The 24,743-nt window shown below is 35.1% G+C and carries 13 protein-coding genes and 1 pseudogene; 7 read left to right on the top strand and 7 right to left on the bottom strand.

Annotated elements, in window-relative coordinates:
- Positions 1 to 614 precede the first annotated feature (614 nt).
- From J2S19_RS07425 to J2S19_RS07405, 5 genes are all read left to right on the top strand, one after another.
- On the top strand, positions 615 to 2,834 hold the full coding sequence (locus tag J2S19_RS07425) for an EAL domain-containing protein (protein WP_307339467.1): 2,220 nt from the start codon (positions 615 to 617) through the stop codon (positions 2,832 to 2,834).
- Between the two features lie 146 nt (positions 2,835 to 2,980).
- Positions 2,981 to 4,618 (top strand): thiamine pyrophosphate-binding protein, encoded by a 1,638-nt coding sequence (locus J2S19_RS07420; RefSeq protein ID WP_307339465.1) that lies wholly within the window; start codon positions 2,981 to 2,983, stop codon positions 4,616 to 4,618.
- Between the two features lie 2 nt (positions 4,619 to 4,620).
- A complete protein-coding gene (locus J2S19_RS07415; RefSeq protein WP_307339462.1) occupies positions 4,621 to 4,992 on the top strand; it encodes a carboxymuconolactone decarboxylase family protein in 372 nt (123 codons plus the stop codon).
- 226 nt (positions 4,993 to 5,218) lie between these two features.
- Positions 5,219 to 6,202: a GMP reductase gene (gene guaC, locus J2S19_RS07410; RefSeq protein ID WP_307339459.1), complete on the top strand. Its 984-nt coding sequence runs from the start codon at positions 5,219 to 5,221 to the stop codon at positions 6,200 to 6,202.
- Between the two features lie 323 nt (positions 6,203 to 6,525).
- Positions 6,526 to 8,235: a methyl-accepting chemotaxis protein gene (locus J2S19_RS07405; protein ID WP_307339456.1), complete on the top strand. Its 1,710-nt coding sequence runs from the start codon at positions 6,526 to 6,528 to the stop codon at positions 8,233 to 8,235.
- Between the two features lie 133 nt (positions 8,236 to 8,368).
- Here the strand turns inward: J2S19_RS07405 and J2S19_RS07400 are convergent, their stop codons facing one another.
- Positions 8,369 to 11,455, bottom strand: coding sequence for an efflux RND transporter permease subunit (locus J2S19_RS07400; protein ID WP_307339452.1), 3,087 nt, complete (start codon positions 11,453 to 11,455; stop codon positions 8,369 to 8,371).
- Positions 11,456 to 11,549: 94 nt separating this feature from the next.
- Here J2S19_RS07400 and J2S19_RS07395 point away from each other — a divergent pair, with 94 nt between their 5' ends.
- On the top strand, positions 11,550 to 12,380 hold the full coding sequence (locus J2S19_RS07395; RefSeq protein WP_307339449.1) for a TetR/AcrR family transcriptional regulator: 831 nt from the start codon (positions 11,550 to 11,552) through the stop codon (positions 12,378 to 12,380).
- 168 nt (positions 12,381 to 12,548) lie between these two features.
- Here the strand turns inward: J2S19_RS07395 and J2S19_RS07390 are convergent, their stop codons facing one another.
- The 6 genes and pseudogenes from J2S19_RS07390 to J2S19_RS07365 all read right to left on the bottom strand — a co-directional run bounded on the left by J2S19_RS07390 (position 12,549) and on the right by J2S19_RS07365 (position 23,618).
- Entirely contained in the window at positions 12,549 to 14,912 is a 2,364-nt protein-coding gene (locus tag J2S19_RS07390; protein ID WP_307339446.1) for a polyprenyl synthetase family protein, read from the bottom strand.
- A gap of 148 nt (positions 14,913 to 15,060) precedes the next feature.
- Complete coding sequence (locus tag J2S19_RS07385; RefSeq protein WP_307339443.1) at positions 15,061 to 17,007, bottom strand: GTP-binding protein; 1,947 nt, start codon at positions 17,005 to 17,007, stop codon at positions 15,061 to 15,063.
- A 111-nt stretch (positions 17,008 to 17,118) separates the two neighbouring features.
- Positions 17,119 to 18,360, bottom strand: coding sequence for a serine/threonine transporter SstT (gene sstT, locus J2S19_RS07380; protein ID WP_307339442.1), 1,242 nt, complete (start codon positions 18,358 to 18,360; stop codon positions 17,119 to 17,121).
- A 1,170-nt stretch (positions 18,361 to 19,530) separates the two neighbouring features.
- Positions 19,531 to 21,294: pseudogene (locus J2S19_RS07375) on the bottom strand (serine hydrolase domain-containing protein).
- A gap of 232 nt (positions 21,295 to 21,526) precedes the next feature.
- Positions 21,527 to 22,924 (bottom strand): HAMP domain-containing sensor histidine kinase, encoded by a 1,398-nt coding sequence (locus tag J2S19_RS07370; protein ID WP_307339439.1) that lies wholly within the window; start codon positions 22,922 to 22,924, stop codon positions 21,527 to 21,529.
- A complete protein-coding gene (locus J2S19_RS07365; RefSeq protein ID WP_307339625.1) occupies positions 22,908 to 23,618 on the bottom strand; it encodes a response regulator transcription factor in 711 nt (236 codons plus the stop codon). The genes J2S19_RS07370 and J2S19_RS07365 overlap by 17 nt, the downstream gene beginning before the upstream one ends.
- Before the next feature lie 407 nt (positions 23,619 to 24,025).
- Between J2S19_RS07365 and J2S19_RS07360 the strand changes: the two genes are divergently transcribed.
- Positions 24,026 to 24,709 (top strand): response regulator, encoded by a 684-nt coding sequence (locus tag J2S19_RS07360; RefSeq protein WP_370875092.1) that lies wholly within the window; start codon positions 24,026 to 24,028, stop codon positions 24,707 to 24,709.
- Positions 24,710 to 24,743: the final 34 nt, after the last annotated feature.

Below are 24,743 nucleotides of genomic sequence, written 5' to 3'. Positions count from 1 at the left end.
TATTTATCTCTTATTCCAATTTCAATAAACATACACAATACAGTTTATTGGCGATATTTATGTATAACCTTTAATAAAAGTTCTGAGCAAGGCAAGGCTGTTCTAATAATATTTTTGTTCATTTATTCCAAAGGGAATTCATGTAATAGTTGAAATTCATGCGTTATGTGTGGGGATGGGAAACTCATGCAAGCGTATATGTCAGGGTGCAGTAAACAATGACGACTGAGTATATAGATATAATATTTACAAAAACAGCCTTACGAATAAGTGAGCAAACATCACCTACTTTGAAAATTAATTAGTTTGTCACACTTATTATATAGTACAATAGTCCTTGGTACAAATACTCATCATGTAAAATCTTGTTGAAATATGTTGAAATTACACCTAAAATTATTCTAGTATGAAAACAACTAAAATAACTCTCACATCGTTATTCCTTAGCTATATCGAATATTCTATAAAAGTTTGAGAATAATTATGGTATAAGAGAATGTATCTAGTAGGATTTTAAGCCTAATTCGTGACTTAAATCTTATTTTATCATTACTTCTTTGTGGATAATATTTATTTTTTTGATCCAGAAATCATTCGTAATTGAGGTGCACACTATGAGCGAAAAAGAACCAAACTATATAAGAGAATCAAAGCAGCTTTGTCAGTTACGTGGTATGGATCCAGATATTATCCCGAAACCAAAGAAGTATATGACAAAAGAGGAATTAACCACGAAACGAAAGGAATATTACGAAATACTTTCAGTCGTTAGTTTCTTTTCTAATAAGCTTTTAGCGTCATTAAAAGGCACACCAATTCTAGTTGTCATTTCGGATGCTGAAGGACACCTTTTAGAGATGGTCGGGGATGAAACAATCAAATCGACTGTTAAAGAGTTCGGAATTGAAATCGGGAGTCTATTTACACAAGAAGACACTGGAACGAATGTTATTAGCTTAACTTTACAACAAAAACATCCTATTTCACTAATAGGCAAGCAGCATTATCACACCTTTCTTCAAGAAATTGCTTGCTATGGAGCAGTTTTTCATTATACAGATGAAAACAGTCTTCTCGGCAGTGTATGTTTAATGATGCCTATAACAAACCAAAACCCTCTATTCTTAACAATGCTTTCACATGTAGTTGATTCAATCGAAAGAGAGCTTCTATTAAGAAAGCAAAACCGAATACTTAATATAATGAACCAAATTATGCTTAGCCGTACTCGAAACGGAATTGTAATAACAGATAAAAACGGAATAACAACAGAATTTAACAGTTTTGCATCTGATGTATCAGGGATTAAGAAAAAAGATGTTCTTGGAAGATGTGTCTATGAATCAGACCTAACAGGTACTTATTTTCGAGATGTCCTGGAAAACGGGAAGAAATATGAAAATATTGAATTAAAGTTTCACAATCATAACGGTGATTTAGTCGTTTGTCTTTTCGATGCACAGCCAATATATGAAGAAGACGAACTCGTTGGAGCATTTGGGCAATTTAGAGATATAACAGATCGATATATGATTGAAGAGAAATATAATTACTTAGCATATCACGATGACTTAACAGGCTTACCTAACCGTCGCTACTTCCAAAAAGAAGTTCAAGCATTTATTAAAAATAATGATAATCACCACCAATCCTTAGCAGTATTTTATTTAGATTTGGACCGTTTCAAAGTTATTAACGATACATACGGACATTCTAAAGGTGATTTATTATTGATTGAAGTTGCAAAACGCCTTTCTGAATGTACGGATGACAAGATACAACTTGCCCGAATGGGTGGAGATGAATTTATCTTTATTTATAAAGGCTTCGAAACTAAACAAGATATCGAGAAAAAGGCAGAAAAAATCTTAAAAATCTTCGATAGACCATTTGTCGTTCAATCATCAGAAATTGAAACATCTGCAAGTATCGGAATCGCTATTTATCCTAACTATTTTTTAACCCTTGAAGAATTTATGGTATTTGCAGACAATGCAATGTATCAAGCTAAGGAGCAAGGGAAAAATGGCTATGTCATTTATACAGATGAGTTAATGCATGATTTATCAGAAAAAATAACGTTAGAGGCCGATTTAAAAAATGCTCTTGAAAACGGGGAATTTATTCTGCACTATCAACCACAAATTTGTAATAAATCTGGAAAATTAATTGGTGTAGAAGCATTAATTCGCTGGAATCATCCTAGACAAGGACTTATCTACCCAGACAAGTTTATTCAAATTGCTGAAGAAACAGGTCTCATCACTCACATCGGGGAATGGGTAATTAAACAAGCCTGCATTCAAAATAAGAAGTGGCAAGATTATCACTTTGAACCGATAAAAATGTCTGTTAACCTTTCGACTCAGCAGTTTTTGCATAGAAATTTAGTTGATTTTGTAAAGTCAGTTATTAACAATACCGGGTTAGACCCACAATATTTAGTGTTAGAAATTACTGAATCCATGGCTATGGATTTCGATCACTCATTACACGTTCTTCAACAGCTAAAAGCTATTGGAGTAGGCATAAGTATAGATGATTTCGGAACTGGGTATAGTTCACTTAGTTATTTAAAAAAATTCCCACTAGACTATTTAAAAATAGATAAATCCTTTGTAAGAGATATTATGGAGGATATAAATGACGCAAATATTGTAAAAGCTATTATTACACTTGCACATAATTTAAATCTAGCTGTCATTGCCGAAGGTGTTGAAACCCAAGAACAGTTGGATTTTTTAAGAAAACATGAATGTGACCAAACCCAAGGTTATTTGTATAGTAAACCGATTACAGTTGAACAATTTGAAAACAGATTAAGGAATAAATAAAATTAAATAACAATCCATAAATTAATCAAAAGCTCTTTTGTAAAATATTGCTTACTTAGTCCAATATTTGAAAAGAGCTGATTGTATATATGATAGAAACATTCTACTTTATATAAATAAGAGTCATACAACTAGGAGGAGTTACAATGTTGGAAAGCTGTGCAACAATTTTAGTGAAAAACTTTAAAAGATGGGGAGTTAATCATCTATTTGGTATTCCTGGAAAGGCAGTTTCACCGCTAATTTTTGCTACAGATAAGCAGGAAATTGAATTTATCTTGAGTAAACATGAATCAGGTGCAGGATATGAGGCAACTGGATATGCGATGATGAATCAAAAAATTGGCGTTGCTTTAGGTACTTCTGGACCCGGTGGAACAAACTTACTAACTGCAGCTGGACAAGCTAAAGCTTCGAATGTTCCTTTACTTATTATTACTGGCCATCCTGCATCAAAGGATACTGGTAAAGCAATGGGTCAAGACTCTTCTAGCTTCGGCACAGATTTAGTTGAAATGTTTAAATCAGTCACCAAATATAGTGCCCGAGTTGAACGAGCTGATATGCTTCAAATCCATTTGCAGCATGCCTTACAAAAGGCTTTATCTGGCGTGAAAGGTCCTGTTCATTTATCTATCGCTTTTGACATCTTAATTCAAGAAATTGAGCCATTTGAAATTGATTTACCACAATCGTACGAAATGATTTCACCATTACTTGATGAAGTGAAGGAAAAATTGAAGACTGCAAAGCGACCACTGCTTTTCTTAGGTAAAGGTATCCACTCTAGTAAGGCTTATCAAGAAGTTCAACAACTTGCTGAACATTGGAACATACCGGTTATGACTACCCCTGGTGGGAAAGGAACATTCCGTTCAAATCATACCCTTTCTTTAGGTGCCTTTGGCTTGGGCGGTACACAGGAAGCATCTGATTACCTAAAAGAAGGTATCGACTTGATGCTTGTTATCGGAACAAAGCTAAGTGACATGTCTGTTGCTGGCTTTACAAGGGACATGTACCCACAAACAATTATACACTTTGACTATGACCAAACTTTTATTGGAAAAACGATAGATGTACCGACAATTCCTGTTCTGGGCGATATCCGTACTAATTTACAAGCATTATTAACAGATGTTCATCAGACAAACTCATCAGATTTTAACAAACCTAAACAAATTAATGAAATCGTAAACAATGCACCAAATGAAAGTATGACAGCAGAGACGACACTAAAAGTAATAAGAAATTCTCTTCCTGATGATGCAATTATATTTGGTGATGATGGCAGTCATACATTTTACGGTATTAAATACTTTGATATATACGAACCCGGAACATTCTTTTTTGATGATGTATTTGGGGCTATGGGGCATGGTATTTGTTATTCGATTGGTGCGAAAATCGCTGCACCTGAAAAAACCATTATTTCTTTAGCAGGTGACGGTTGCTTGTTTATGCATGGTACGGAATTATCAACTGCTCTCCACTACGATGCACCTGTATTATTTATCGTATTAAATAACGGCCGATTAGATATGGTTGAAAAAGGGATGAGGAAAATGATCGGTAAGTCAATTGGTGCCGTCTACGATCCTCCACTTGATGTCTCTGCTTTTGCTAAATCAATGGGGTTACCTTCGTTTAAATGTTTTAATCCTAATGATTTACAGTCTGCATTGCATCAAGCCTTGCAAATAACTGAAAATCAAAAACAACCAGTTGTTGTAGAAGTAATAGTAGATGGTGATGAAATACCACCAACAATGGGGAGGCAGTAATTTTGGAATCTAACAAAACAAGATATGAAAAGGGTTTAAGAACAGTTAAAGAAATGGTTCCTAATGAAACATTTCAAATGATGCAAAAGATGCAAGAGGTCGACCCTGATTTCTGGAATATGATTATTTCATTCGGATTCGGTGACGTTTATGCTAGAAACGGTCTATCATTAGCACAAAGGGAAATTGTTACCCTGACTACATTAATTACCCAAGGAGCATTTGACCAGCTTGAGGTTCATATCCGTGCGGCGTTAAATGTTGGATTAACACAAGCCGAAATTAAAGAAATTATTATACAATGTGCTGCATATACAGGATTTCCTAAAGCAACACAAGCTATGCAAATTGCTGGAAAGATTTTCTCAGAATAATACATTTGAGGGTGATTTTTAAGTGTCTACCAAAAAGCTCACTGTAATATATAAGTGAGCTTTGGAAAACCGACGCTGAAAATCACCTTCTTTTTTGACTATTTAAAACTCAAATTCGGTAACTTCTATGGTACTTTGACATATATCTCTCTATAGTGTAACCTATGAATGTACGAACGTTTCAAGATACCTTGATATTATTATTCGTATTTAGGAGTGGTTTTTAGTGGAAAACGTGTTTGACTATGAGGATATTCAGTTAATTCCTGCAAAATGTATTGTTAATAGCCGTTCAGAATGTGATACGACCGTTACATTAGGTGGTCATAATTTTAAATTACCTGTAGTCCCTGCAAATATGCAGACAATTATTGATGAAACGATTTCTGTTTATTTAGCTGAAAATGGCTACTTTTATATTATGCATCGTTTCGAACCTGAAAAACGAATTGACTTTATTAAGATGATGAAATCACGAGGCTTAATTTCATCCATAAGTGTAGGTGTTAAAGAGGAAGAGTATAGTTTTATTGAACAATTAGCTCACGATCAGCTAATTCCAGAATTCATTACAATTGATATCGCACATGGGCATTCTAATGCTGTTATAGCGATGATACAGCATATAAAAAAGCATCTACCAACTAGTTTTGTTATCGCTGGAAACGTCGGTACTCCTGAAGCTGTTAGAGAATTAGAGAACGCTGGCGCAGATGCAACAAAAGTAGGCATTGGCCCTGGTAAGGTTTGCATAACAAAAATCAAAACAGGCTTTGGTACTGGCGGCTGGCAATTAGCAGCTCTTCGTTGGTGCGCTAAAGCTGCAAGCAAACCAATTATTGCTGATGGCGGGATTCGTACTCACGGTGATATAGCTAAATCAATTCGCTTCGGAGCCTCAATGGTGATGATTGGTTCTCTATTTGCCGGCCATGAGGAATCACCAGGAAAAACGATTGAAAAAGATGGAAAACTGTTTAAAGAATACTTTGGTTCTGCATCAGAATTTCAAAAAGGTGAAAAGAAAAATGTTGAAGGCAAGAAAATGTATGTGGAGTATAAAGGTTCTTTGCAAGATACATTAACTGAAATGGAACAAGACCTGCAATCATCAATTTCTTATGCAGGCGGGAAGAAATTGAATGCAATTCGCAATGTCGATTATGTTATTGTGAAAAATTCCATTTTCAATGGTGATAAAATATATTAATCATAAATTTTCTGCGAAGAGCAAGGAAATCATCCTTGTTCTTCTTTTTTATTCACATTATCCTTTCTAGCACTTTCTTCAGCCAAGCGAACTACTCGTGTATAAACAAGTACACTCTATATATTGGAATCATTATTAATCGAAGCCAAAAACCCCCATTAATGAGTTTCTCATACTAAACATCAAACATGACTAACCTAAAAAAATTTCACTTAATCAGCTCATTTACTTATTAATTTTTTTTACTTACGCCGATATTATGAATATTGGTGAATTTTGTCGAAAAAAAGCACTACAAACTTAAAAAGGAGATAAGACATCTTATGAATTTACTCAAAAACTTCAAAATCAGAACAAAAATTACCCTGTTAATCTTTATTGCAATAATTGGTTTAATAGCTATTGGCACAATCGGATTTGTTCAACTTCATGATATGGGTAATAAGCTCGATGATATGTATAAAAATAAACTTCAATCAATTGACACTGTTAGCTTATTACAATCGAACAACCAAATTGTCGAGAAGTCAATGATCGAGTTACTGATTACGACGGATGAGACACGAAATAATGAATTGCTAAATGAAATTGAGAAGCGATTAAATGAAACTGACAAAATATTAGCTTCATATCAAACAGATAACAAGGACGAATTAGAAGTATTAGATAAACTCGAGGAGTTATCTACAGATATTGAAAAGCCTTTAGCAGAAGTAACAGAGTTAGCTGCTAAAAATCAAAATGATGAAGCATATGAAATCTATACAACAACAGCAGATCCCATTATGAAGCAAATTGACACCAATTACATTCAATTAATCCAAATTAATCGGGAGGATGCAAAATCTGTTAATGAACAAAATAAAGATGATGTCCAAGCATCAAATGCCCTAATTATTAGCATTACCATTCTATCATTAGTTCTTTTCAGCTTAATAAGCTGGGCTATCATCACATTGATTGTGAAGCCTATTAAAGGTATTGAATCATTAATGAAGCTTGCTGAGGAAGGTGATTTATCTGTTCAGAGCACATATCAATCAAAAGATGAGATTGGTTCTCTAACACTGTCCTTTAACAATATGTTAAGCAAATTTAACGAAGTCATTTCAAAAATTCAATTCTCATCAGACCAAGTCGCAGCTTCATCAGAGCAATTAATGACAAGTGCCGAAGAATCAAACCGTGCATCAGAGCAAATTGCTGAAGCCAGCACAACTCTTGCTACTTCTGCTGAAACATCGGTAAGAGAAACTGATAATGCATCAACTGCAATTCAAGAAATGGCGATGGGCATCAATCATATTACTGAATCTATCTCACTTGTATCAGAGCATTCTAATACAACAACTGAAGAGTCAGAAAAGGGGAACATCTCTTTAAAGAAAACAATTGAACAAATGAACTCGATTAATAGTACCGTTCTTTCATCTTCTAGCATTATTAAAGAACTTGGTCAACGTTCAAAAGAAATTGAAAATATTGTAGAGATGATTTCAGGAATTTCAAATCAAACGAATCTATTAGCACTAAATGCAGCAATTGAAGCTGCTCGAGCTGGGGAACATGGCAAGGGTTTTGCGGTTGTAGCTGATGAGGTTAGAAAGTTAGCTGAGGAATCAAATCGTTCAGCAGAGCAAATTACACACCTCATTCACGAAATCCAAACCAATACGTTACATGCAGTAGATTCGATGGATAAATGTATCACAGAAATGAAAACTGGACTTACTTTAATTACTGAGACTGGTGAATCTTTTAATCAAATCCTTCAATCGGCAACAGATGTATCAAAGCAATCTGAAGAAGTCACAGCTGCTGCTGAGGAAATGTCTGCAAGTGTTGAACAAACAGCTTATGGTATTTTAGAGATTTCTAAAAATGCTGAAACCTCTGCATCTACATCACAAACAGTAGCGGCAGGAACTGAGGAACAGCTAGCATCTATCGAGGAAATAACGACTTCTGCACAAACATTAGCAAAAATGGCAGAAGAGCTTCAATCAATGGTTACGATGTTTAAAATAAAATAAGTATATCTGTAATCCAACTGTTTGAGCATTTACCAAAGCTTGGCACCATTACCTTACAAATTAATAGAACGCTACTTATATTTGATATAAATAAAGCCTAACAAGATGTATCACCTTGTTAGGCTTTTGATTTCTAGTTATCCATCACTTCATTACGCTTTTTCTTAAACATTTTTGATAAAATTTCATAAACGATTGGAACAATAATTAATGTTAATAATGTCGAACTTGTTAATCCTCCAATGACGGTAATACCGAGACCTTTAGAGATTAAACCTCCGCCACCACCAGAACCAATTGCTAATGGAATTAATGCTCCGATTGTTGCGATAGCTGTCATAAGGATTGGACGTAAACGAGTTGCTCCAGCTTCAAGAATTGCATCACGCATCGATAGTCCGTCACGTTCCATATGAATAATTCGGTCTACAAGTACGATCGCATTTGTGACAACGATACCTATTAACATTAAGAGACCCATCATAACTGACACAGAAATCGTTTCGCCTGCAATCAATAAGCCGACAAATGAACCAATGACTGCAAATGGTAGCGAGAATAGAATCGAGAATGGTGCGACACCTTCACCAAATGTAACGACTAAGATGAAGTACACAATCGCAATTGCCGCTAACATCGCTAAACCTAACTGTGTGAAGGTTTCATTCATATCTGCTGTAACCCCAGCTACATCCATTGTTACACCTTTAGGCAGTTCAATTTCTTCTAGTTCTTTTTCTACATCAGCTGTCACTTTAGATATATCATCTTCCGTGATTGTTCCTGAAACAGATGCATAATATTCGCCACCACTACGAGAAAGTGTATTTAATGTAGTTCCTTTTTCTACTTCTACTATGTCCTTCAGTTTCATAGATGTACCTAATTCTGTTTGAACAGACTTATCTAGCATTTCTTCAATAGATTTTGGTGTTTCTTCTTGAGCCTGTTGAATGATAACATCAAGAGTTTCACCATCTTTTTCAACTGTGGTTAGTACATCTTTTGAATTATCAGGATTTAACATCATCACAATTTGACCTGTTGTTAAGCCGTATTGTAATAATTCATCCTGCTCTACATTAAAGACGTATTCTACATATGCATCCTCCGCACTGGATGATACATCTTCAAGCTTTTTATTTTTCTTCATTACATCTTCTACTTTTTTAACGGATTCATTTAACTTATCTAAATCCTCACTGTAGAATGTATAGCTGAGTTCATTTGTTGACATTGACATCGATGAGAAGTTTTGACTCTTCCATTCGCCTGATTGACCAATATTAAATACATACTCTTCAATTTCTTCACGAACTTCTGGGAAGTCTTCCATTTCGGGATCAAAGATTAGGTACATCAATGCACCACCGGATCCTCCGCCCATCATTGCTGACATAGTATCAGCTTCATCATTAACAGATAGTTGAACAATATCAATATCTTTGCGTTTTAGAAGCTCATCTTCTACTTTTGCAATATTTTCTAACGTATCGTCCATTAGCTCACCAGCAGCTGGAGTATATGTTAAATACATCACTTTCTCTTCTTCACTGCCCATAAAGCTAAATCCGATAAGCGGTGTAAGCATCAAGCTACCTACCAATAAAATGATAGATACTACACTTGTAATAATTTTATGATTTAATGTCCATTCAAGGATTCTCTTATAAAAGTTCGAAAGCTTACCATGTTCCTTATGGCTCGACTCAGTTTTTTCAGCATATAGCTTTTTCTTAAATAAGAAGTGTGATAATGCCGGAACAATTGTAATCGCCACGATTAAAGATGCTCCAAGCGCAAATGTCATCGTTAACGCGAATGGCATAAATAGTTCTCCAACCATTCCACCTACAAAAATAAGTGGTGCAAATACTGCAACAGTTACTAATGTTGATGACAATATCGGCTTGAACATTTCAATTGTTGCCTCACGTACAAGTGCACGACCTGTAAGCTTCTCTTCCTTCAAGTGGAGACGTCGGTATATATTTTCTACTACTACAATCGAGTCATCGATTACACGTCCAATCGCGACTGTTACGGCACCTAAAGTCATAATGTTAAGTGTAATATCCATCCACTTTAACAATAGCAACGCCATAAAAATTGATACAGGAATCGAGATAATTGAGATGATTGTTGATTTAAAGTCGCGTAAGAATAGGAGGATAATGAGTACGGCAATTAATCCACCGAATAACGCCTTTTCAATCATCGTGTGAACTGACTTTTCAATCGGTTCTCCCTGGTCAAGTGATACATCAATAACAAGACCATCAATTTTATCTGTTTCTTCTTCAATTAAATCTTTCACTTTATTAACAACATCAACGGTATTGTCCTGCTGTCCTTTGATAATTTGTACCGCGATTGCATCTTTACCATTTGTACGCGATACAGACTGTACTTTCCCAACTGTTTCAACTGTTGCTATATCACTTAACTTAACAAAAGGTGTAGGATTTGCTTCAGACGGTGTAACGGGAATGAGCATTTCCTTTAATTCATCTGCTGTCATAAACTTACCGTCAATCGCAACAGCTTGTTCACCTTCTTCAAACTCGTAAAGACCTAAAGAAACGGCCATATCACTAGCTTGAACCATCTGTTTAACTGTATCCTCTGTTAAACCAAGCTCGGCCATTTTCTCTTTGTTATACGTTAATTCTACTTCGTTAATATGCTGCCCTGTAATCGTTGCAGAAGCGACACCATCAATCTTTTCAATCTTTGGAAGTAGAATATCATTGACAGTAGACGTTAACTCTACGATATCTTCCTTCGTACTACTCACACTAAGTGCCACAACTGGCATCATATTCATACTAATTGAAGTAATCGTTGGTTCATCTACATCTTCTGGTAAAGTAACATTACCAAGAGCGGACTCTAGCTGGCGCTTTTTCTCATCCATATCTACACCGTATTCATATTCTACTTGAATACTAGATACGTTAGATGAAGAATTTGAATATACCGCCTTAACATCCTCAAGCCCTTCAACCGCCTTTTCGATAGGCATCGATACTTCATCCATTACTTTTTCAGGTGTTGCACCAGGGTATACACCCATTACCATTAAGTATGGTATTGAGATATCCGGGATTGTTTCTGTTTTCATTTGTGTACCTGAATAGATACCAGATACTGTAATAATAATCGTAAGTAACCATACTGCTAATTTATTTTTCAGTACAAAATTGACTATTCCTTTCACATTTACACCTACCCTATTTGACTTAATAAACCCATTTATTTATACTAATGACTAATTAGTCATTTGTCAACAACTTGACCTAGGAGAGATAAACTTGCTGAAAAAACAATTAATTATGGAAAAGGCATTAGAATTGTTTGCTGAACAAGGTTTTGAAGCCACTTCCGTCCAGCAAATCACCGAACATTGTGGAATTTCCAAAGGCGCTTTCTACTTGTCCTTTAAATCGAAGGACGAACTAATTTTTGCATTAATTGACCATTTTGTGACAGAAATTACAACCACGATTGACTACACGGTCAAAAATGGAGAGTATTCGAATCTATTATACGATTTCTTCTACTCAAGCTTTCATTTAATCGATAAACATAGCAACTTCGCGAAAATTTTTATCATCGAGCAAACACATACAATGAACAAGGAAATAATATCGAAGTTACACTACTATAATGAACTCCACGAAAGAATCATTTTGTTACTCGTGGAAAAACGATTTGGAGATGCCGTGAAACAATCAAAATACGATTTAGTATATTGCATAAAAGGATTCATTCAAACCTATTCAGGATTACTTATTTTTTCAAAAGTACCTCTAGACTTAGATGCACTTACCCGTTCACTCGTAGAAAAAACTGAAATACTTGCCAAGCACATGTCACTTCCTTTTATAACGAGTGAATTTTCGATGATAGGTAAAGATATATCAAAGAATGAACTTATAAGTGTAATTGAGCAGAGTATTGATGAAATAGAAGATTCAATAGGAAAGGAATCGTTAGCGTTACTTAAGGAGGAGATTATCAGTCCATCATTAAAACCAGCAATTATTCACGGTCTAATTGAGAATATACGGAGCTACCCTCAATGTAGATGGACTTCTATTTTACTTAGAAACTATTTTGGTCTCTTTAACACACGTTCATAAACTCGATATGTAATCATATATCTTTCTACAAATCCTCATATTATCTATACACAGTCTAGTCATCTGGCAACTAGTCATTAAAAATAGTTCTACCCCCCCAAATAAAATCATGCAATATTTGAGGGGGGTCAGACACTTACGTGATACCGTCCTTTTCGTACTATACAGTTAATGGTCACGATGAATAATATAATTTAATAGATGCTTTAAAAAGCTTGTTCGTTGTGGGACTTCTTGTAGTACTTCCATCGCAGAGCAGTAATGGTCCCACATCGCATTCCGAGCACCGTCTATTCCTAAAACTGAAACAAAGGTTGAACGATTATTCTCCATATCTTTGCCAAGTGGTTTACCAAGCTTTTGTTCATCCCCTTCAACATCTAGTAAATCATCTTTAATTTGAAAGGCAATCCCCAGATGATATGCATAGGTTTTCAAGGCTTGAACTTCTTCCTCATTTACTTGTGCTAGAATAGCAGGCATAACGAGTGTTGCTTCAAAGGCAATACCAGTTTTATAGAAACAAAGCTTATTTAATTGTTCTTTAGTTAACTTCTTTCCCTTTGAGGCTAAATCCAATTCCTGACCTTTACACATATCCTCTGTCATTTTCACAGAATATCGAATTAACTCTAACACCGCTTTTGCATCAAACTTGTCAAGTGAAGCCTGCTCCCAGATCGCTCTTTGGGTTAAAAAGAGTCCCGTTAATTCTGCAATTCCTACAGTTTGTACCTGATGTAACGTTGGCCGGCCACGTCGAAATGCTGAATTATCCTGTGATGGCAAATCATCAAAGATTAATGAAGCTGTATGCAAATATTCTAATGACTTTAATAGCGGTTCTATTGCCGTTTGATTTAATTCATATTCTTTCACAGCCATAAACCAACTAATAACTGGCCTTAGTCGTTTCCCAGACCCTTCTAGACTATAATTAGCTGCATCGACAATAGGATCCTCCAATAAAGTTAGCTTCTTTTCTTTTGTCATTGGCAAAATCTCATTTACATGCTGCCTGACTTCTTTTACTGTATCGAAAAAGTCATCTTGTTCTTTCCTGTCTGTTCTTAACGTTGTCAAAATATGATCACGTAACAGTTTATCAAAGAAATCAACATTCTCTGCTTTTCGAACAACATGCTGTATGAGGTTATTAAATTCCGATATTTCCGAAGTAAATAAATTCATGACCTCTTTGTACTTCTCATCACCGGTCCGTTCCTTAAATCGTTTTAGTCCATTTATCGCCCGGTCAAGTATGAGTTCACATACCTTTCGGTCAGAACGATACACATTGTGAATTAGGTTATAGATAACTGTCCAGTATAATTCAAAGGGATTAATCAAGTCATTGCGTTGGTTGTGGTAACGTAAATAATAGGTATACGGAGTGACGGCACCATTTTCAAGGTCATCAAACATATCAGCAAAGTCATCTGCTAACTGATTATAGATACCATAATAGAAAGTTCTGTTATCAAAGCCCATATCTTTCGGTGCACTGATGACGGATCTGACAATTAATCTCGATGATGCGGATTTTAATATGACTGGGATATAGATTTCTTCATTTGAATAATTCGGGTTAGAAAGTGACTTATTTCGGTCTACTTCTTGGGATTGAAAGAATACATAGGATTGTTCAAAAAACGTAGTACTCGTCTCATCACGCTGATTTGCCTTAATATATTCAAACGCATCCTTCAATTCTGCATGTATGAATGTAATTAATTCGATATGGTCACCAGACCACTTTAATCTTGGCACAGTTCCAGTAAGAAGGGTTGTTCGAATCAAGTTGGAATACTGTCTTTTTTCACTATTTGATAATACCTTTGAATCTAGCAAATCATCAACAAATGGATAGGTTAATCCATAGCAATAACCTAACCTTATCGCTTTCTCAAGCCGCTTCTTCCGTTCAGTTGAAGAGACATCGTTATCCATTTCTTCAATTTCTTGCATAACGACACCAGCTATAATCTTTATAAGCTTCCGTTGTGCCTGTTCAGCGTCCAAGCCGTCTGGAAGATGAGAGGAGACAAACTTCATCTTGTTCATAACCCATATAAAAGTCGATTCTACGTTTTCCTTTTGTGCCATTCTGAATAATTTCGCCATACTAAACATTTCAGATTTGCCACTAGTTGAAGTTAAGTCTTGTTTTAAATTCTCTACAATACTCCTAATTCTTTTCTTAATTATTGGAGAGTTCATATCCTTCCCTAGGTCTCTCATAAAAATATAAGAAATACTACGTTCCAAATAGGTATCAAGCTTTCCTGTAGAGTCCATCCATTGAATATACTGATGGTAATCTTTCGTATTTGGTCTCCTCTTTCCTTTCATAAAAAAAGAGGCTAATGGATGATGAATACGTTCTTGCTTCCATGCATTTATATCCTTTGTTAAAATAGGAATATATGAATTTTGATTAACATGTTCGGTTAAAGACCTAAAATAGCTAATCGCTTTTTGCTCTGCTAACCGATAGCTCTCATCCTCGTATTTTGATAATTCCTCATTCATAACGCATTCCCTCTATTTCTTGTTCGGCTAGTATAAATTAAACTTGCCTTATTACGCACATATAGTTAAATATAATCTATAAAACTCACCTTTATAACCGGAATCGGTTAGCCTAATAAAGGTGTTCGTGATTCGTTCCACCATTAATTTATTTCAAACAGTGCATCAATTCTTCTGCTTCATCCCATTTTACGGTAAACCCTTGTCCTTTTGCACAAAAGATTGAGGAAGAGGTGTATTCCGGGTCTGCATTCTTGTCGTACCCAATTTTCTCAATGATTTCGCTCCAATTATGACAACGTTCATATCCACCAAAAGTTAAACTAATTGCCCCTTTTCCATGCGTGAAAGAAGCAAGCTGTGTACTATATTCCATAAACGTAGCAACTGGTACAACGCCTGTGATAATTGCTTTGTCCTCTAATGTTAGAGGGGCATCAAATCTACCTGATGCTGCTTGTACATCTGATAACACTCTACCCATCTGTTCAATATCTACTTTAATTTTAAAGTGATAATAAGGTTCTAATAGGATGTTCTCTGCCTTTTCCAAACCTTGTCGCACCGCGCGATATGTTGCTTCACGGAAGTCACCGCCATGTGTATGTTTATTATGAGCCCGACCTGTAAGCAACGTTACCTTCAAATCTGTTAACGGAGAACCTGTTAAAAGACCATGGTGTTCACGTTCCATAACATGTTGGCCAACAAGATGTTGTAATCCAGTATTTAAGTCATCTGTATGACATTTACTTTCAAACAAAATCCCACTGTTTCTTTCACCGGGTTGTATTTGTAGATGGACCTCTGCATAGTGACGAAGAGGCTCAAAATGACCATAACCGATTGTATCTGATTCTATTGTTTCTTTATAAAGGATTTCTGGGCGTTCAAATATGATATTTAATGAAAACCGTTCCCGCACCATTTCAACTAGGACTTCTAACTGAATTGCACCCATAACATGTAAATGGATTTGCTGTAACTTTTCTTCCCACATAACATGTAATGATGGATCCTCTGCTTCTAACATTCGAAAGTATGCTAATGCCTCTCTCGGGTTCATTTCATCTTCAAATACAACCCGGGACTTTAATGTTGGCACCATCTCATAATGTGCTACACTTTTTAGTGCTCCAACACCATCACCAATTGTAGCATTGGATAGTCCAATTACAGCAATTAGCTCTCCAGCATATACTACGTTTACCTGCTCATATTGGTTCCCATTATATTTTCGAATTTGAGTTACCTTTTCCCGAAAATCATCCCCATAATTAATTTCATCACGTACAGCAATTTGACCACTAAGAATTTTTAAAAATGTTACTCTTGTGCCGTTCTCGTCATATCGAACTTTATAAACTTTACCCCTTAACGGATCAGTGTTTTTGTAATTTGTTGTTGTTATTAAATCGAATATTTCCAGAAAATCTTTCACACCTATATCTTGTAGTGCCGAACCATAAAAGCATGGAGTAATTTGTGTAGCATTAATCATATGCTGTAACTTTCGTAACCATAAATCAGGTTCATAGCCTGACTCCATGTATTGGTCTAAAATTTCCTCATCTCGCTCGGCAATAAATTCGATTAGCCCTTCGTCCATGTCCCCTTCATGAAATGCTTCTGTAAAGTCATACGTATCCTCTGTAAGTTGGTCCTTTATTTCTTTCATAACTGCAGCAATATCTGCACCAGTTCGACCTATTTTATTTATAAAGAAAAAAGTTGGAATTTGATGTTTTTTTAATATGTTCCAAACCGTCTCGGTATGTCCCTCCACACCTTCTACGGCACTAATAATAACAATTGCATAATCCATTACTTGTATAGCACGTTCCATTTCCGGGGAAAAATCAACATGTCCAGGAGTATCAATTAAATAATATGTAGAGTTTTTATACGCAAACAATCCTTGTTCAGCAAAAACTGTAATCCCACGTTGCTTCTCGATTGCATGATTATCTAGAAAGGCACTTTGATGGTCGACTCTGCCACGTTGTTTAATACTTTTTGTATGATAAAGCAGTTGCTCTGAAAAAGTTGTTTTACCTGCATCCACATGTGCTAATATACCGATTGTTTTGTTCATCTTTTTTTAACCCCTTATTTTCACCTTTCTTTTATTCTAATTTATTTTAGCGCAAATAAAAACTGCACCTGTTAGATCTACCTAACAAATGGTGCAGTTTACGAGTATTATTTATTGTATAGCCTTATCTATTGATATGTCTTTCCCTTCTTTACGCCATTCTTTATATTCAGCTGTAGCTGTAAAGAGGACATCTGTTGATGAGTTAAGTGCTGTTTCACATGAATCTTGTAACACACCAATGACAAAACCAACGCCGACTATTTGCATGGCAATGTCAGCATTAATGCCAAATAAACTACTTGCTAACGGTATTAGCAATAATGAACCACCTGCAACCCCTGAAGCACCACAAGCACTAACTGCTGCTACAATACTTAAAATTAAGGCTGTCGCAAAGTCAACTTGGATATCTAAGGTATGGACAGCAGCTAGTGTTAATACAGAGATCGTTACCGCTGCACCAGCCATATTGATTGTAGCACCTAATGGAATGGATACTGAATAATTGTCTTTATTCAATCCGAGCTCATTGCACAAACGCATATTAACAGGAATATTTGCTGCTGAACTTCGCGTAAAGAACGCCGTTAAACCACTATCCTTCAAGCACTTCAATACAAGTGGATAAGGATTTTGCTTTATTAAAAAATAGACAATTAGCGGATTCACCACTAACGCTACGAAAAGCATACAACCAAGTAAGACAATTAACAAATCAAGATAGCTCTTTAAAGAACCTAAGCCATTGGTCGAAATAGATTCAAAAACTAGTCCCATAATCCCTAGTGGCGCTAATTTAATGACCCATGTAACAACCTTAGAGACTGCCTCCGAAAGATTCGTAATCAATGTTTTTGTCGTTTCCGATGCACTTCTTAATGCAAACCCTAATAGAAGCGCCCAAGCCAATATGCCAATATAATTCCCATTCATCAAGGCATTTACAGGATTATCAACGACATTTAACAAAAGTGTCTTTAATACTTCGATTACACCACCAGGAGCTGTAAAGCCTTCTGGACCTTCTACTAGAGTTAATGTAACAGGGAAGAGAAAACTAGCTCCAACTGCTACTAAACTAGCTAAAAACGTCCCTGACAGATAAAGGAGGATAATTGTTTTCATATTTGTTTGGTGACCACTACGATGCTGCGCAATAGCTGCAATAACGAGAAAGAATACGAGTATTGGAGCAACCGCTTTTAATGCACCGACAAATAACGTTCCAAAAATCGTGATAAAGCCCGCTCCTTTTGGAACAGTTAAAGCTAAAATAATCCCGATAATAAGACCTATAATAATTTGTTTAACAATACTGACCTGATTCCACTTCTTCAGTATACTTTTCATAAAAATCCCCCAAATAATTTTATAAATATACAATTTATTAACTTAATTAATTTCTGAGTTCTCGTATCTTTCCACTCCATAAAGACAATTGTCTATCTAATGAATACCATTATAAGCACTTTTATGATATATTACAATATTATTTTGATGTTTCATAATATTCCAATAATTTAAATGACATATATTTCGTTGCTCAATCATTTGGACATTCTGATTTGTGTTGGTGTTACCCTTTTCTATTAAAGTAATATGTGAATTTATTCGTCACTGTTTGTATGAGTCCTTTATTATATGCTGTTATCGGGTAGTTGATATGCAGGAACCCTGTTGGATATGAATCAGTGGAGCAAATGTATGACTTATAGCTAGTGGCTTCTTGATTTAGCAAACAAATGAAGTTGTGGTCTCTAAGAGGATTCTCTTAAAGGTCTTCGCATGCTTGATGAATGAAATTTACCTTTTCTACACTAATTAATTTGGTCTTCTTATGCTTTGATGAAGAACATTTTTCCTTTCTGCATTTATTATTTTGGTCTTCATACACTCGATGAAGAACATTTCTCCTCTCTGCTTTTATTATTTTAGTCTTCATATGCCCGATGAAGAACATTTCTCCTCTCTGCATTTTTTATTTTGGTCTTCATATGCCTGATGAAGAACATTTCTCCGCTCTGCTTTTTTTATTTTGGTCTTCATATGCCTGATGAAGAACATTTCTCCGCTCTGCTTTTTTTATTTTGGTCTTCATACACTCGATGAAGAACATTTCTCCGCTCTGCTTTTTTTATTTTGGTCTTCATATGCCTGATGAAGAACATTTTTCCTTTCTGCATTTATTATTTTGGTCTTCATATGCCTGATGAAGAACATTTCTCCGCTCTGCTTTTATTTTTTTGGTCTTCATACTCCCGATGAAGAACATTTCTTCTTTCAGCAATTTTCACATGCCTGATAAATGACACCTTTCCATTCGGACATAATTGTTATTAATCTACATTGCCTTTCCTAAAACAAAACACGTTTCTATATTTTTTTGCCCTAAGAACATCTTCACTACCTTTATGAAGAACAACTCTACTTCACTAAAGTCTTTCACGCAAAAAGTCCTTCATCCGTTTGACGAAGGACATACACTCATATTTGTTCAACAAAGTAACCTTCCCATTTGGGTTAGAATAGACCATTGAAATAAACGATACAGATGACCATCAGAATGGCAGCTATATTTGCAATGCTGTGGAAGATTCTACCCTTTAACTTCCAATAGTTATTCTTCCATGCTATCCCTGTATAGATTGTTGTAATCAATGTTAAGCATAAAAATAACCAGCTAGTGATATGAATCGTTGTCATAATTCCGTTAAAGTTAAATTCGTTATTCATTACCTTCATTATCATCAAAGCAAATAGTCCTGTTTCAATAAGGATCATCGTACTAGTTCCAATCAGTAGTAGCTTTGCAGCTAATTCGTGACCTTTGTATTTTTGTTTTGTTTTTCTAAATTGAGAAATTAGCATCACAACTAAGTAAATAAGCGCAATAATTGAAGGTATTATGATACTGTTTTCAATTACGACCGAGCTTTCTGTCATTTTTTCATATGTTCCGTGCATGCCAGTTACTAAGCCAATCATCGGGTAGCGTTCCTTCACCATATATACTCTACCCTCTGCGTCCTTCTCGAATACTAACAAACTATTGTCCGCTTTATTTTGGTACAGGTTATTTGCTATTTTGTGATAAATCGTTTCTTCTATATCGTCCTTAACTCTAATATTGTTGTTATCAATTTGATGAACACTGATTTTACCCATAAACGGATTCAAAAATTTTAATGGTGTACTTTGAGGTACTCTTCCGTATCGATAGTGTCCTTCAAACTGACGAGAGTTCATCGCTTCAACTTGATTTAGTTCCGTACTATCAATTACTCTTTGAGGCCCTTCTCCTAAAAAGTACTGATAAAATTCATTTGCAAATTCTTCTCGAAGCATTTGTCCACCTGCATTTGAGTTAGCGGAAAGAAAGAAGCCTAATTTTTCCTCAGGGTGCATCGATAATAAACTCGAAAAGTCATTCGTATCACCCCCATGTTCAATCACTTTATGATTATTCCTTAGTCCTTCATAAAAACCATAAGCATTTCCTAGCATACCCTTTTGATGGGTGTATTGGGTTTGCTGCATATCCCTTAGTGTACTTTCTTCTAATATTCCCTCACCATTTAGCTGCCAGATAATAAACTTTGCCATATCATCCGCAGTTGAAATGATTGAACCAGCTGGATGCGGTAATACTTCAGTTGGTTTCAATTCCTCATACTTAGTTCCTGAATACAAATAGCCTTTTGAGGTTTGTTCTTTTAAATCATTTGTATAACGATAATACGTATGCTCCATATTTAATTCATTAAAAATTGTCGTTTGTATAGCTTGATCAATTCTGCTCCCACTGACATTTTCTACAATATTCCCTAGGAGCGCTATTCCATGGTTTGAGTACTACATAATTTGACCGGGTTCTCTAAAGGTTACCGGCATTTCCTCTTTTAAGAATTCATCTAAACTTAACAGTTCAGTTTTTACGTCCGGTCCTAAAATATTACTTGCCCGCTCATCAAAGCCACCTGTATGTGTTAGAAGGTGCTTAACCAATATCGGTTTATCTTGATAGTAATCGATTTTATATTTGTCTAAATATTGATTTACATCATTCTCTAGGTTTAGTTTTCCTTGGTCAGATAATGCTAATGCGGATGTAACTGTAAACAGTTTCGTAACTGAGCCGATTCTAAACAATGTATCATCTTCATCTACTGGGGTCTTTTTTTCTAGGTCGCTATATCCATAGCCCTTTTTGTAAAATAGCTTGCCGTCTTTTACAACAGATAACGTTACACCAGGAACATGATGTTCTTCCATTGCCTCTTTCATGAATTCATCAAATTTTTGTTCAAACTTTTCCTTATCATTCATTTCTGTTGCTAATGCTAAGTTAATTGGTAATATGAAAGTAAAGATTAAAAGTAAGCATATAAGTTTTTTACAATGTCGTTGCATTGCTGTTCCTCCCTTTCAGTTGGTAAGAATAGCATATCAACTCATTATTAATGGAGATTCAATGAAACCTTAATGTAACCTTAAATAAATATGAAGTTTCATATTGTTACATTTTTAAGTTTTCCTCATAAAGTGGTAATGTTATTTTGAATGTGGTATGTTTCTCTTCATCCTCTTCCAGAATGATACTTCCGTTATGAAGATTCACAATCTTTTTGCTAATTGCTAAACCTAGTCCAGAGCTATCCTTTGTGTTTTCATGCCCCATAATAAAATCATCAAAAAGATTATCCTTAATTGCTTCATCAATTCCGGCTCCATTGTCGCTTATCTTGATTATTACCTTATCATGGTCCTTTTTACATTCAACACGAATCGTAATCCCACTGTCATTGTGCTTAATTGAATTGTTTAGTATGTTTGTCATTACTCTTTTCATCTTCATCGCATCGACATGTAAATCTATAATTTCCTCAGGAATGTTAATCTCCAGATTCATACCTTTATCTTCAATATCTGTATACATTTCAATCATAATTTGTCTTAACCAATCTGTGACATTTATTGCTTGTTTTCTTAAAACAACAGCTTTTTCGTCGAGATGGGCAAGTTCGAATAAATCATGAATTAACTCATTAAGGTAAACCGATTTATCGTGTATATATTTTAAATATTTTCTTTGATTATCTACCTTTATATTTTCTTCGTATAAAAGCTTAGAGAAGCCATATATCGACGTTATTGGCGTTTTCAAATCATGGGATAAATGGAGCAGCATTCGCTTCTTTGCCTCTTCGATTCGTTGCTTCTCAGTATCACTATCTTCAATTTTTGCCGCCATTTTATTAAATGCATCTCTAATTTCAGCTATTTCCTTTTCGGCATTGAAATTTAGCCTGACTTTATAGTTGTCTTTTTCCATTTCCTTAATACCTCTTATAATGTTGCTCAGAGGCCGCTTAATTTGTCTTACAGAAAATAAGCTATAAAAGTATAAGGCAGTAAATAAAAGGATCGTAAAAACAATGATGAAAGTAACTAAAAGCTTTACTGAGTAGTTTGTTAGATTTAGAGGTTGTTTCCAGAGAAATATGTAATGTGATTGATTCGGACCGCTTACTTCATACGCATGGTAAATGATATTTTCATTGTTTTCTAACAAATTCATCTTTTGAAATAGCATTTGGTTTGTATATTGATATATACCATCTTGTTTATCTCCTTTTACGAAGATAACTTGTAAATTTTCATCAAGAACTTCAAACCATCCACCATATGTATCTAAAACGTCAGTATCTATTGTCTCAATTGGGTAGGCATAAATATCCTCAATATTGATTTCTTCCAGTTTTAATCCGTTAAACACAACTGCATCTAAGATAAAATCTGTGATTAGTAATGCTAACAGTAATACACCTGCTAACAAACCGGATATTACTAAGTAATTTTTAAAAAGAAATGTATTTAGGGGTCGCTTTTCTTTCACTCTACTTCTGTTTTTCAAAACGATATCCCAGCCCTCTTATTGTTTTTAAATACATTGGTTTTTTAGGATTATTTTCAATCTTTTCTCTTATTCGACTTATATACACCATGATTATATTTTCATCACCTAAATAGTCTTCACCCCAAACCTCTTCATATATTTGCGCCTTTGAAAAAACCCTTCCAGGATTACTCATTAGCATATACAAGATTTTGTATTCGAGAGATGTACAGTCTAACGGTTTACCAGATTTATATAGAGAACAACTAACTGAACTTAATGTTAACTCTCCAATCTTAATATCTTCAGGTGGTGTGTGTTTTTCTAATACATGTGAATATTTCTCCACTCTCCGAAATAATGCTTGAACGCGACTTACAACTTCTAAAGGATTAAACGGCTTCGCAATGTAATCATCAGCTCCCATTTGCAGCCCCGATATTTTATCCATATCTGATGATTTTGCAGACATGAAAATAATGAGGATCCCCGATTGCTTCCTTACTTGTTTAACAAGCTCCATTCCATCCATCTTAGGCATCATAATATCTACTAATAGTAAATCAATAGCATGACTATCCAAAATCGATAACGCTTCTAAACCATTCCTTGCTTCGAATGTTTCATATCCGTAATTTGATAAATAGATATTCAATAATTCTCTTATTTCTTCTTCATCATCAATCAGTAATATCTTCCTCTTTTTTATCATATTTTCCACTAATCTACCTTCCTATCTGTAGAATTATTTTATCAACTCATCTAAGCTAGCATATCACGCAGTCACACCTTCATCGGTGGAGATGAACCCTGCCAGACTTTATCATCAAAGTAATATACTTATTTCGTCTTCTCACTAATTAGGACTACTTCGATGTTGACAACAAGTTTCTTAGAGACTATCTCTCCTTGATTCATCCCTTTTAATACACCTTTAGTTTTTTTACCATTATACACCGGTTATATTTAAATTACTTTTATTCATTATTAAGGATCTGCACCTGCATCCATTTACTAATATTCATTAAGTAATACATGGCAAACAGTCAAAATCCCATATAACCTATGTCATCTATATGGTACAATTTGCTTATTAATATGTTCATAGTCGCAGAGGATGTGAGTATTTTGAAAAGGCTAAGAATTGTCATTGCAGACGATCAAACATTATTTCGCGAAGGCCTACAAACAATATTAAGTTTAGAAGATGATCTAGAAGTTGTAGGCGTTGCCAATAATGGGCAAGATGTGCTGGAACTCGTTCATAAGCTTCAGCCACATGTTGTATTAATGGATGTTGAAATGCCTGTTTTGAACGGTATTGAAAGTACGAAAATCTTGAAAAAGCAATATCCCGAATTGAAAATCTTAATTTTGTCAACGTTTGCAGAAGATACATATATTATCGAAGGTTTAGCACATGGTGCATGCGGATATTTGCTAAAGGACCTTCATGCAGATACATTGATTAGTAGTATTCGGGATGCCGCCTCAGGACAATTCATGTTACCAGCACCTATTGCAGAGGTTTTAGCTAAACGACTCTACCAAACATCCGATGTAGCTACTTATCCTATACAACACCAATCTAAAGTGAAAAACAGCTTTCCTGATCCATTAACAGAGCGTGAATTGGATTTGGCCCGATTAATGGTTAGAGGATTTACCAATAAAGAAATATCAGCTCGTTTATTTATGAGTGAGGGCACAGTTCGGAATTATGTAAGTGTCATCTATTCTAAGCTTGGTACGAATGAACGTAGCAAAGCAATTTTACTATTACAAAATATAATAGATTTATAGTGAATAGAGGCGTTAACATCTTATCTTGTCAGGT

It is taken from the genome of Metabacillus malikii (assembly GCF_030813355.1).
GTDB classification, from domain to species: domain Bacteria; phylum Bacillota; class Bacilli; order Bacillales; family Bacillaceae; genus Metabacillus; species Metabacillus malikii.
This window is presented reverse-complemented; position numbering and strand designations above follow the sequence as displayed.